The sequence below is a fragment of the Neptuniibacter sp. 1_MG-2023 genome, from assembly GCF_030547185.1.
Taxonomy (GTDB): Bacteria; Pseudomonadota; Gammaproteobacteria; order Pseudomonadales; family Balneatricaceae; genus Neptuniibacter.
In genome coordinates, this window is sequence record NZ_JAUOQR010000023.1 from 1 (window position 1) to 11,305 (window position 11,305).

Sequence of the window (11,305 nt, forward strand, 5' to 3'; positions counted from 1 at the left end):
AGCCAGAGCCAGAGCCAGAGCCAGAGCCAGAGCCAGAGCCAGAGCCAGAGCCAGAGCCAGAGCCAGAGCCAGAGCCACAAGCCGCAGCACGAGCACCGGAACATGCAGGTCTATCGGGTGCGACTAGCAGAGAGATCAACTGTGTCTTGGTGAAAATGCATGGGCTTAATTTGGCAATACCTTTTGATCATATAGAAGGTGCGGTGCATTTAAGTTCAGTAGCGCTGACTTTAGATGGTACTCATGATTGGTGTTTAGGACGTTTTGGTGGTGGGTTATCTGCTGAAACTAATGTTATAGATACTGCATTATGGCTAATTCCGGAGCGCTATAAGCCAGAAATGGCAAAATACAGCGAACTGATTATTTTACGAGGACGCCATTGGGCGTTAGCATGTGATGAGCTGGTGAAGTCGGTTCGTATACCTGCAGATAAAGTATCTTGGGCAAGTAGTGATAATCCACGGGCATGGTTGTGGGGAACATATATGGAAGAGCGTTGCGCTATTCTTGATATTCCAGAGCTTATGAAACAGTTTGATCAATCCTTCTGAATTGATAGCTAAAACAATGTTAGGGAAGCAATTAAAGTGTCTTGGTTGAGTGTGGCGTCATTGATTATTGCTGTGGGAGCTTGTGCTGCCTGTTTTGTTTTATTTCGCCGTTTGCAACAGCACGAGCGTCGGCATCAAGCGCTTATTAATGTGCTCAGAAATGAGATACAAGCGATGACAAATAGCTCAATTGGTATGGGGCGTCGTTTAATTGGTGTCGAGCAGAAGCTTAATCTTACAGTGGATAAACAGCTAGAATTAGAGAATCGGGATCCAACCGCTTTAGCCTACAATCAAGCTACCCGTTTGATGGAGATGGGGGCCGATGTCGATGATCTAGTGCAGAATTGTGGTATTGGACGGCCAGAGGCTGAGTTAATGGCTCTTTTACATAAAGAGCTACACACTCCCCATCAATCTCTAGGGCGTGATAATTAGATCCTACGCTTATTTAATATTCTGTTGAATTGCTTTGTTTATCATCTCTTGGTTGCCATGTTTTAGGCTGTAGGCAAACGCAATCACTTCTGCGATAGCTCGATAAAGGGATTCAGGTATCTCATCGCCTAGTTCTAATCGGATCAGAACTTCAACTAGCTCTGGGCTTTCGTGAATATGAATGTCGTTTTCTTCGGCTAATTTTATAATTTGTTCGGCAATATCCCCCATCCCTTTGGCAACGATGAGAGGGGCCTTTCCCGCACTTTGGTCATACTTTAGAGCGATGGCCTTCTTACGGTTTTTTTCGGAGTATTGATCTGATTTAGAAAATTTCATGTGTGTAGGTCCACAAGTTGTTTGTGGATCGTTTGTTTTTGTTCTGGCGCTGTTCCTTCGTGCCAGGTCACCTCGGTATTATCAAAACCACATTGGCGTAGGCGTGTAGAGAATTCTTCTGAGCGTTCGCGTAATTTGTCAGCGGTTTCTTTTAACTCACACCAAAATAGGGTGCTGATTTCATGGCCATCAGTTAGCCGTATCTCCGCATCCACTCCACCTTGCTCCTCTAAATCGAAATGTAAGCGTACGCGCCATACGGAGATCATCTCTCCAGCTGCATTGGTGCCTCCTTCTCTACTTAAACGCAACTCTAAATTATCCCACTGCTCCCCATTTTTTATCGGTAGGTCGAGTTGCAGCACACGTTCAAATCCACCATCAGGCATCTCTCGCCACTGCTGTAGGGAGTGGAGCTGTTGGCTGGTTACACGTGAATGTACACCCTGGAGTAACTGTTCTAAACGTTCTTTTTGCTCGGCAGGTAAAGAGTCCGCTAGCTTTTGAAGCTGTTGCAGTTGGCTTTTCATATCTTGAGGTTGCGGTGCTAAGCCTTTACTTAAATTGTGCTCTGTGGATAACCCACCTAACTCAATGTTTTGTCTGATTTGAGATGGCGCTTCTTGGCTTCCAGGTCGAACACCAAATAGCTGTAGCATCGATTGAACCACGCTGCTGATCTGTGTGGCTTGGCTGCCCTGTGCTTGGGCAGCGACTTGAGATAACTGGCTAAAAGCATCCGCCGTGGCTATTTGAGCAGGTAGAGCATTGCGTAAAGTCTCTTGTATTGCTGGTTTTTCTAAAGCGGAAGCGGGTGTGTTTTGTGGTTCTCTCATCTGCAATACTTGAGCTTCATTATTTGAAGTCTTAAGTAGTTGAAGTTGCGTGCCTTGTGGTAATGGGCGAGGGGAGGCCAGCTCCATCTTCGTACCGTCAGGCAGGGCGAGGGTTAGCATGTGGTGTGATACGGATCCCGCTGAGCGGGTGATGTTGTTAGTGCTATTGGTAGGTTTAGTATCAGAAGGAGTAACCCCTGTTTGTATCTCTTTAGGCGGAGTTGGGTTTGTGCCTTTGTTTTCTGTAGGGTGTGGTGTTACTTGTGGTTCATTTTTTCCAGATGTAACGCCTACCAATGGAGCTGTTTGAGTGGCAGTATTCCCTTGAATAGCTCGTTCTGGTAGCGTTGCTGATGGTGTTGTTTGGGGTGTAGTGACGAGATTTGATGCTGTAGTGTTCTGTGCTGCATTCGCGATTAAGCTTGTTCGCCCACCTGTCTCTACTGTCTGAGTAGTTGCAGATAAAGTTGGCGTTGATAGGGCCCCGCTGGTTGTTGGTTTCTGTGCGGTATTGGCAGCCGTTGTTTGAGTGTTTTGTCCGTTATCAGTGTAAATAGGACGGCTACTAATCACCGCGGCGAGAGTCTTTATATCTACAGGAAGTTTTGCGCTGTTTTCTGGTGTTTGTATATTGAGCTTAAGGAGTTGCTCGTTCAGCTCTTTTTGCTGGGTGTTTGAGGTGATGTTTGCTTGTGTAGCTGCCGGCTCTTGCTTACTTGTGGTGTTTGGTTGATTGGGCAGTGTTATCTGAATTTGTCCATCGCTTTGGCGGTTTACATTAATTTTTTGGCCAATAGGCAGGGCTTGAAATACCCCCATCTGAATTAATCGGTTGTTGACCTCTAATTTTAAACGAAAAATTTCAGGTTGAGTTTGGTCTTTGCTTATCGCAACAACAGTAGCGCTGACATTCCGCCCGACCGGCAAAAGCGTATTCAGATTACGGGATGAATCTGAACTCGCTTCGGTTGTTTGTAGCGGAATACCTGATAATTGAGGAAGCAAATTATAACCTATCTAAGTAATGGACTGTCAGATGGTGAGTATTAGGTATCAGAGTACATCTAAATGAGGAGGTGTTTCCAACTTTTAGAAAGCAATACAACAGTGCAGAGCTGTCTGATAATCGTATATAATCACTCGCTTATTAATCGGCCGATTTCAGTAAAAGTATAGTTTAAGGTGAAAACTTGCTCTGAAACTTAGCCCTAGGTTGTTTATTGTTTTGGAGAACGGTTTGAGTACAGCGCTGTTACATGTGGACAAACTTTATTGCGAGCGCGATGACCGTATTCTGTTTGAGGATCTTAGCTTTGCAATTAATGCGGGCGAAGTAATCCAAGTCGAAGGACAAAATGGTAGTGGGAAAACGACTCTTTTAAGAATTCTAAGTGGTCTTTCTAATCATTATGAAGGTGATATTTTTTGGAAAGGCTCTTTACTCTCAACAGTTCAAGACGATTTTAGACGCGAGCTCCTATATTTTGGACATCACCCAGGTGTTAAGGCCGTTCTAACGCCAGAAGAAAATCTTCATTGGTATGCGGCAATGCATCCATCTATTGATGGTAAAAAGATTGCTATGGCATTGGAGCAAGTAGGCTTAAGAGGGTTTGAAGACTCGCCTTGTCATACATTGTCTGCAGGGCAAAATAGACGGGTCAGTTTAGCACGTTTGTATCTGACCTCTGCAAAATTGTGGATTTTAGATGAGCCTTTTACTGCAATTGATAAAAAAGGTGTCGCACAGAAAGAACAATTGATCTTGGACCATGCAGCTAATGGTGGATCTGTTATTTTAACAACCCACCATGAATTAGCGATTAGCGAAAAGGTTCGTCGTTTTAATCTTGATGAATTAGCGGGAACTTAATGGGAAGAATTGTGACAAATGAAAGCGCTAATTCAGAGGCAAGTTCTGTCTTGAGTCTTTTTGGGGCTGTTTTAAAGCGGGATTTAATGTTGGCCTATCGCAAGAAAAGCGATTTGTTTAACCCATTGATATTTTTTCTAATGGTGGCGACTTTATTCCCTCTCGGTGTAAGTCCTGAGCCAGACTTTCTTGCTCAGATTGCTCCTGGCGTTGTATGGGTCGCCGCATTATTAGCGACGCTACTCTCTATGGAGAGCGTGTTTAAGTCGGATTTTGAGGATGGGACATTAGAGCAAACGCTTTTAAGCCCTCAGCCTTTATTTGTTATTGTATTAGCTAAAGTGTTAGCCCATTGGATGATGAGTGGCTTACCATTAACATTATTAGCACCGTTATTGGCAGTAATGTTGTTTTTGCCTGCAGAGGGGATGTCGGGCTTGATGTTAAGTCTCTTGATAGGTACGCCCACGTTGAGCTTAGTTGGTGCTATTGGTGCTGCGTTAACGGTAGGGTTACGTAAAGGTGGGGTGTTGATCTCGTTGTTGGTTTTGCCGCTTTATATTCCCGTACTGATTTTTGGTACGAGCGCGGTTCAAGCAGCGGTTACCGGATTGCCATTGGCAGGTTTCTTTGCTTTGTTGGGGGCTATATTAGCACTAGGTTTGGTTTTGGCACCTTTAGCTATTAGCGCAGCATTACGAATTTCCGTGAGTGGATAAGTTAAGGTTCTTATGAGTGAGAAAAAGAATTGGATGCCTCGTTGGTTCTATCAACTAGCATCACCACGTTGGTCTTATGAAATTATGGGTAAGCTATTACCTGGATTTGCGGTAGCCGCATTCCTGTTTCTTATTGCAGGTACCGTTTGGGCGTTGCTGTTTGCACCACCTGAGGCTTATCAAGGCAATAGTTATCGCATAATTTATATTCATGTACCTTCCGCTCTTTTGGCCCAATCGTGCTATATGATGATGGCGATTGCGGGTGCCATTGGTTTGATTTGGAAAATGAAAGTGGCTGATATGGTGGCCAAATCTTGTGCTCCTATAGGTGCCACTATGGCTGTGTTAGCACTAGCAACAGGTGCTATTTGGGGTAAGCCTACATGGGGGTCTTGGTGGGTTTGGGATGCACGTTTAACCTCTATGCTGATTCTTCTTTTTCTTTATTTAGGTGTTATTGCTCTTTATTCCGCTATCGAGAATGAGGCCATGGCGGCAAAATCTGCGGCGGTGTTAGCGCTAGTTGGATTGGTGAATATTCCTATTATTAAATATTCAGTAGATTGGTGGAATACACTCCATCAACCTGCCACGTTTAAATTAACAGAACGCCCAGCAATGGTTCCAGAGATGTGGCTACCTTTATTGGTAATGGTAATCGGTTTTTACTGTTTCTTTGCTGTTTCGTTGATGATGAGAACGCGGAATGAAATTCTTGTACGTGAACGTCGTGCAAGTTGGGTAAAAGAATTAGTTGAAAAGCAGTGAGGCAGATTAAGTGAATTTTGATAGCTTTTCGGATTTTATTGCGATGGGAGGGCACGGTTTTTATGTTTGGCTGAGTTATGCCATCGCATTAGTCGTAGTTGTAATTAATATTGTTAATCCGGCACTACAGAAGAAGAAAATTGTTTCTGATCTTGTACGTCGCCTGCGCAGGGAGAACAAATCTTCATGAACCCTAAACGCAAACAACGTTTGATCATTGTTTTGTTTATTGTATTTGGTGTTGGTATTGCTGTGGGGTTAACTATGTTTGCTCTCAGCCAAAATATTAACCTGTTTTATTCACCTACCCAGATTGCGGCAGGGGAAGCGCCTCATAATACTCGTATTCGCGCCGGTGGTATGGTGGTCGATGGTAGCGTCAATCGAGATCAGCAGAGTCTGAATGTCACTTTTGATATTACTGATTATGATCAAACAGTTACTGTTCATTATAACGGTATTTTACCTGACCTTTTTCGTGAAGGTCAGGGTATTGTTGCACAAGGTGAACTTGATTCTAATAACGTCTTGCAGGCATCAGAAGTGTTAGCTAAGCATGATGAAAACTATATGCCTCCTGAAGTGGCGGATGCATTAGAAAAGAGTGGCAATATGCCTAAGCCTGAAGCTGAGGTTTATAACAAATGATTCCTGAGTTAGGTCAATATGCACTTATTCTAGCTTTATGTATGTCTGCGTTACTGGCGGTTGTCCCTATTGCAGGAACCTATAGTAATAATGCGTTATGGATGGGCTACGCTCGACCGCTTGCTACAGGGATGTTTGCATTCTTATTAGTGAGCTTGATTTGCTTAGGTTATGCTTTTGTAACAGATGACTTTTCGGTTGTTTATGTTGCTACCAATTCAAATACGGCATTGCCGATTTACTATAAAGTGAGTGCGATCTGGGGAGGGCACGAAGGTTCTCTTCTACTTTGGGTCTTTATTCTTGGTGGTTGGACTTGGGCTGTTGCGCTGAAAAGCGATAATTTGCCTCAGGATATCGTAGCTCGAGTATTAGGTGTGATGGGTATTATTGGGGTTGGTTTTATCCTCTTTACCCTGATGACCTCTAGCCCATTTGAGCGTCATCTTCCAAACTTCCCCGTGGAAGGTGGTGATCTTAACCCTCTATTGCAAGATATAGGTCTTATTATTCATCCGCCTATGCTTTATATGGGCTATGTTGGTTTCTCAGTTGCTTTTGCTTTTGCTATAGCTGCGCTATTAAGTGGCCGTTTAGATGCTGCTTGGGCGCGTTGGTCTCGACCTTGGACGGTTGTCGCTTGGGCTTTTTTAACATTAGGTATCGCGTTAGGTAGCTGGTGGGCATATTACGAGCTTGGTTGGGGCGGCTGGTGGTTCTGGGATCCAGTTGAAAACGCATCATTTATGCCTTGGTTAGTGGGTACTGCGCTTATTCATAGCTTGGCAGTAACAGAAAAACGTGGGGTGTTTAAAAGCTGGACGGTGCTATTAGCTATTTTTGCTTTTTCTCTCAGCTTATTAGGCACTTTCTTAGTTCGTTCGGGGGTTTTGACGTCGGTTCATGCTTTTGCGACGGATCCTGAGCGCGGTTACTTTATCTTAGCGTTATTGGCGATCACTATTGGTGGGTCTCTTTTACTTTATGCAATTAAAGCTGCCCATGTAAAAAGTGAATCACGTTTTGAGCTGATTTCCCGAGAAACATTGTTGTTAGGTAATAATATTCTATTGGTTATTGTTGCTTTGATGGTGTTGCTGGGCACTCTTTATCCTTTGTTGATTGATGCATTAGGCAAGGGGAAAATATCCGTAGGACCTCCTTACTTTAATGCTTTATTTGTTCCGTTAATGTCTGCTTTAGTGGTGTTAATGGGCGCGGGTATAGTGTCTCGCTGGAGACAAACTAAAGGCAGCTATATTGCCAAGCAATTACTTATCCCTATGCTGGTTAGTGTTGTCTTAGGTGCTAGTTTTTCTGTTGTCTATGGCGATCAGTTTGATTGGAGTGTAACGCTTGGAATGGTGCTGTCCTTCTGGGTTGTTTGTGTTTCTGTCAAAGATATTTGGAATAAAGTGTCTCATAAGGCTAACCCTTTCAAGGGGTTAAGGAACCTTTCAAGAAGTTATTATGCGATGGTTTTGGCACACATTGGTGTGGCTGTAGCTATTGTCGGGATGACCTTGGTGACGGTTTATAACGAGGAACGTGATTTAAGAATGGCACCTGGTGATACCTTAACCTTTAAACAGTATGAGTTTATCTTCGATGGTGCTCAGGTTGTTCAAGGGCCTAACTATCAGGCCGATCAAGCGCAGATTCGTGTACTTAAAAATGGCGAACCTTATGGTGCGTTACACCCTGAGAAACGTTTTTATAAAGCGCGCGGTAATGTCATGACTGAAGCGGATATAGATCCAGGTTTAACTAGAGATCTCTATGTCGCATTGGGTGAGCCTTTAGATGGTGGAGCTTGGGCGGTTCGAATTCAGCATAAACCTTTTGTCCGTTGGTTATGGTTAGGAGGGTTGTTGATGACAGCCGGTGGTTTGTTGGCGGCTACAGATCCTCGATATCGTAAACAAGCTAAACGTAAAGTTAAAACTGTTTAATCGTTGGCTAGGGTTGTTATACCTGCGCTGTTTGGAGATTCATTGTGCGTCGATTTATTTTATTTATTCCGCTTGCCATTTTTGTCGGTATGGGGCTTTTTTTATGGAAGGGACTTCAGCTAGACCCTACTGAATTGCCGTCGGCGTTGCTTGATAAGCCACTGCCTGTCTTTGAATTGCCTTCGCTTTTAGATCCTGAGCGCAAAGTTACAGAAGCTGATCTGAAAGGCGAAGTGGCTTTGGTGAATGTGTGGGCTACTTGGTGCCCTTCATGTAAGGCGGAGCATGCGCAATTAAACCGTATTAAGGCGGAAGGTTATAAAGTTATTGGTATCAATTACAAAGATGAGCGTGAAAAAGCGGATACTTGGTTAAAGAAATACCTTAATCCATATGCCCTAAATATTTTTGATGATAAAGGTAGCTTAGGCTTAGATTTGGGGGTTTATGGCGCACCTGAAACTTATGTTATAGATGCTAATGGCATTATTCGATATAAGCATGTAGGTGTTGTAGATCAGCAGGTCTGGGGGAGTTTAAAAGGGATTATGGATCAGCTTAAAAGCGATAAGCAGGTATTGTCACAATGAGATATTTAGTAGCGCTGATAGTTATTTTTATTCCTCTCAGTGTGTTTGCGGCTATAGATACATTTGAGTTTAAAGATGATGCAACACGCGAGCGTTTTAATGAGTTAACCTTTGAACTGCGTTGTCCTAAGTGTCAGAACCAAAACCTTCAAGATTCTAACTCGCCGATTGCTGCAGACCTTAGAAATGAAGTTTATAAAATGGTTCAGGATGGTAAAGATAATAATGAAATCAAAGATTTCTTAGTTGCCCGTTATGGGGAGTTTGTTCTTTATAACCCGCCTGTAAATGAGACGACTTACATTTTGTGGTATGGCCCATTTGGCTTAGTAGTCATCGGTATTATTGTTTTAATCGCCGTTTCGAGAAAGCGTAAGCGTAGTGATCAAGAGGATGACTCAGAAACTCACCTTAATAATGACGAGGCAGAAAGGTTGAACGATATTCTAGGTAAAGGTGAGCAAAAATGATCGAGTTATGGGGTGGAATTGCGGTTTTAACGGTAATTGCAGTCGCGTTCGTTTTTCTTCCTTTTATTCGTGCTAAGCGCGTTGTAGAGGTTGAATCGGCTGAAAATCGCGGTCAACAGAATATAGAAATATTTCGTGAACGTTTATCCGAGCTGGAAAATGAAAAGTCTGCGGGCAATCTAGATGAAACTGATTTCGTTACTTTAAAAACGGAATTAGAGAGAAATTTGTTGTCTGATGTGGAAGACACAGGTTCAAAAGCCGGTAAGTTACAGCTAACAACCCAAACATTAGTGACGGTTACACTGCTCGCTATGTTGATTCCGGTAGCTGGCCTCGGTTTGTACTCTGTGTTTGGCCGTTCGGCGGACCTAGATATAGCCTTGCATCAACCTAATGATCCTTTTAATGGGGAAAAACCTACTCTTGAGCAAGCCGTTGCTCAATTAGAGAAAGAGTTGCAGCTAAACCCTGATAATCCTGAAGGGTGGTTTTTACTATCGACAACCTACATGAATCAAGGACGGTATGCAGAAGGGGCGGAAGGTTTTAAAAAGATATTAGAGCTTCTACCGTCTGATGCGCCTCAATATGCCAGCGTTAATGGCCAGTATGCACAAGCACTGTTTTTTGCCGCTAATAGTAAAATAACAGATGAAGTTAGAGCACAAATCGATAAAACATTAGCTATTGAGCCATTGGAAATAACGGCTTTGGGACTTTTGGGTATTGAGGCCTACGAAAAACAAGATTTCGAAGCGGCCATGGAGTATTGGTTGACGGCCCTACGAAATGCGGAAGGAGCTACAGCGGAATCTCTTCGCTCTGGTGTTCGTAAGGCGCGAGATGAATTGATTGCACAAGGTAAAAACGTCCCCAATATTCCGGAGCTGCAAATTGCATCTGTGACCTTACAAGTTGATTTAAGCCCAGGGTTCAAAGAGCAAGTAACACCAGAACAAACGATTTTTGTGTTTGCGAAAGAGGTTGGTGGGCGAATACCATTAGCTGCGGTTAAGCTAAAGGTATCTGATCTACCTACTCAGGTTGTATTAGATGATACAATGGCAATGAATCCTCAAGTAACTTTATCATCGGTTGCTGAAGTTGAAGTGTCGGCCAGAATTTCTTTATCAGGTCAGCCGCAAGCTCAAAAGGGCGATTTGTACGGTATTATCTCGCCTGTAGGGGTGAGAGGGGGGAAACTACCATTGATGTTGGTTATCGATAAGGTTGTCGAATAAAACCAGCTCTTTTATAGTTGTATGATTATCGATAATTACAAGAGAAAGGGGCGCGACTAGGCACATGGAAATCGGTCTGCGTGAATGGCTGATTGTTGGCGGAGTAATATTAATCCTGCTGATAATTATAGACGGATGGCGACGCATGCAAAGCGGGCGTAATCGTCTAAAAATGAACATCGATAAAAACTTTGTTGATGCTCCTCCTGTTGAACAACAGTCGTTTAATCCAGAGCTGCCTGGTGGTGGGGCTCGTCGGGTTTCATTAGACAGCGATCCTCTTTTTTCTGATCACCGCCCTGAACTTGCACCTGATAAGGATGGTGCATTTTCTGCACATACCGAAAATAATTCACCGCTCGATAAAAATGATCCCTGGGATGATAGCTTATCCTTAGATGAAGGGATTGTTAGCCCTGCAAGGAAAGTAGAGTCAGAGCCGGTTGATGATGATATCAGTCTGCCAAATGATTTTATGGAGGAGGGCGTCTCTACTATTAAAAATGAGCCGTCAGCCTTTGGTGCTTCTGATGATGGAATTTTAGGTCCTGCACGAGTGGTACCTGCACCCTCTATTGAACCAGAACCAGAACCAGAACCAGAACCACCGCTATTAGTGGTAGATAGAGAACCTTCTGATTATGCAGAGGTCGTATCTGAAGATGAAGATACAGACGCAAATGTTGTTGATGCTTCTGATGTTGAAAGCGTCGATAGTGATGTTGAAGAGATAGAAAGAAAGCCTGAACTTTTTGATGTTATTGACCAATTGGTGGAAGGCATTAAAACTGTTAAGCCAGAGCCAGAGCCAGAGCCAGAGCCAGAGCCAGAGCCAGAGCCAGAGCCAGAGCCAGAGCCAGAGCCAGAGCCA

13 protein-coding genes and 1 pseudogene are annotated in these 11,305 nt (G+C 43.6%); 12 read left to right on the plus strand and 2 right to left on the minus strand.

Translation table 11 applies throughout. The features are described from left to right. Together Q4492_RS15475 and Q4492_RS15480 are read left to right on the plus strand one after the other, a co-directional pair. Window positions 1-554, plus strand: a 554-nt coding sequence (locus Q4492_RS15475) for a chemotaxis protein CheW (RefSeq protein ID WP_368389445.1), incomplete at its 5' end; no start/stop codon positions are given. 36 nt (window positions 555-590) lie between these two features. After that, complete coding sequence (locus tag Q4492_RS15480) at window positions 591-992, plus strand: DUF2802 domain-containing protein (RefSeq protein ID WP_303419811.1); 402 nt, start codon at window positions 591-593, stop codon at window positions 990-992. A 9-nt stretch (window positions 993-1,001) separates the two neighbouring features. Here Q4492_RS15480 and Q4492_RS15485 read toward each other — a convergent pair whose 3' ends face one another. After that, window positions 1,002-1,331 (minus strand): EscU/YscU/HrcU family type III secretion system export apparatus switch protein, encoded by a 330-nt coding sequence (locus Q4492_RS15485; protein WP_303419813.1) that lies wholly within the window; start codon window positions 1,329-1,331, stop codon window positions 1,002-1,004. Beyond that, window positions 1,328-3,172: a flagellar hook-length control protein FliK gene (locus Q4492_RS15490; protein WP_303419815.1), complete on the minus strand. Its 1,845-nt coding sequence runs from the start codon at window positions 3,170-3,172 to the stop codon at window positions 1,328-1,330. The genes Q4492_RS15485 and Q4492_RS15490 overlap by 4 nt, the downstream gene beginning before the upstream one ends. Before the next feature lie 232 nt (window positions 3,173-3,404). Between Q4492_RS15490 and ccmA the strand changes: the two genes are divergently transcribed. The 10 genes and pseudogenes from ccmA to Q4492_RS15540 all read left to right on the plus strand — a co-directional run. After that, on the plus strand, window positions 3,405-4,040 hold the full coding sequence (gene ccmA, locus Q4492_RS15495) for a cytochrome c biogenesis heme-transporting ATPase CcmA (RefSeq protein ID WP_303419817.1): 636 nt from the start codon (window positions 3,405-3,407) through the stop codon (window positions 4,038-4,040). Continuing rightward, window positions 4,040-4,759, plus strand: coding sequence for a heme exporter protein CcmB (gene ccmB, locus Q4492_RS15500; RefSeq protein ID WP_303419818.1), 720 nt, complete (start codon window positions 4,040-4,042; stop codon window positions 4,757-4,759). The genes ccmA and ccmB overlap by 1 nt, the downstream gene beginning before the upstream one ends. A gap of 12 nt (window positions 4,760-4,771) precedes the next feature. After that, window positions 4,772-5,530 (plus strand): heme ABC transporter permease, encoded by a 759-nt coding sequence (locus tag Q4492_RS15505; protein ID WP_303419820.1) that lies wholly within the window; start codon window positions 4,772-4,774, stop codon window positions 5,528-5,530. 10 nt (window positions 5,531-5,540) lie between these two features. Next, on the plus strand, window positions 5,541-5,720 hold the full coding sequence (gene ccmD, locus Q4492_RS15510) for a heme exporter protein CcmD (RefSeq protein WP_303419822.1): 180 nt from the start codon (window positions 5,541-5,543) through the stop codon (window positions 5,718-5,720). Beyond that, complete coding sequence (ccmE, locus tag Q4492_RS15515; protein ID WP_303419824.1) at window positions 5,717-6,178, plus strand: cytochrome c maturation protein CcmE; 462 nt, start codon at window positions 5,717-5,719, stop codon at window positions 6,176-6,178. The genes ccmD and ccmE overlap by 4 nt, the downstream gene beginning before the upstream one ends. Then, entirely contained in the window at window positions 6,175-8,130 is a 1,956-nt protein-coding gene (locus tag Q4492_RS15520) for a heme lyase CcmF/NrfE family subunit (RefSeq protein ID WP_303419826.1), read from the plus strand. The genes ccmE and Q4492_RS15520 overlap by 4 nt, the downstream gene beginning before the upstream one ends. A 44-nt stretch (window positions 8,131-8,174) precedes the next feature. Then, on the plus strand, window positions 8,175-8,720 hold the full coding sequence (locus Q4492_RS15525) for a DsbE family thiol:disulfide interchange protein (protein WP_303419828.1): 546 nt from the start codon (window positions 8,175-8,177) through the stop codon (window positions 8,718-8,720). Beyond that, window positions 8,717-9,190 (plus strand): cytochrome c-type biogenesis protein, encoded by a 474-nt coding sequence (locus tag Q4492_RS15530; protein WP_303419829.1) that lies wholly within the window; start codon window positions 8,717-8,719, stop codon window positions 9,188-9,190. Before Q4492_RS15525 ends, Q4492_RS15530 begins: the two co-directional genes overlap by 4 nt. Next, the gene (ccmI, locus tag Q4492_RS15535; RefSeq protein ID WP_303419830.1) at window positions 9,187-10,434 is read left to right on the plus strand and encodes a c-type cytochrome biogenesis protein CcmI; all 1,248 of its coding nucleotides are present in this window, start codon (window positions 9,187-9,189) and stop codon (window positions 10,432-10,434) included. The genes Q4492_RS15530 and ccmI overlap by 4 nt, the downstream gene beginning before the upstream one ends. A 64-nt stretch (window positions 10,435-10,498) precedes the next feature. After that, window positions 10,499-11,305 (plus strand): annotated as a pseudogene (locus Q4492_RS15540) (hypothetical protein); the annotation flags it as partial.

What these genes read in the sequence shown, in the direction of transcription:
- Q4492_RS15505 (WP_303419820.1), top strand. Translation starts at nt 4,772, where the DNA reads ATGAGTGAGAAAAAGAATTGGATGCCTCGTTGGTTCTATCAACTAGCA.
- Q4492_RS15530 (WP_303419829.1), top strand. Translation starts at nt 8,717, where the DNA reads ATGAGATATTTAGTAGCGCTGATAGTTATTTTTATTCCTCTCAGTGTG.
- ccmI (WP_303419830.1), top strand. Translation starts at nt 9,187, where the DNA reads ATGATCGAGTTATGGGGTGGAATTGCGGTTTTAACGGTAATTGCAGTC.
- ccmB (WP_303419818.1), top strand. Translation starts at nt 4,040, where the DNA reads ATGGGAAGAATTGTGACAAATGAAAGCGCTAATTCAGAGGCAAGTTCT.
- Q4492_RS15485 (WP_303419813.1), bottom strand. Translation starts at nt 1,331, where the DNA reads ATGAAATTTTCTAAATCAGATCAATACTCCGAAAAAAACCGTAAGAAG.
- Q4492_RS15520 (WP_303419826.1), top strand. Translation starts at nt 6,175, where the DNA reads ATGATTCCTGAGTTAGGTCAATATGCACTTATTCTAGCTTTATGTATG.
- ccmE (WP_303419824.1), top strand. Translation starts at nt 5,717, where the DNA reads ATGAACCCTAAACGCAAACAACGTTTGATCATTGTTTTGTTTATTGTA.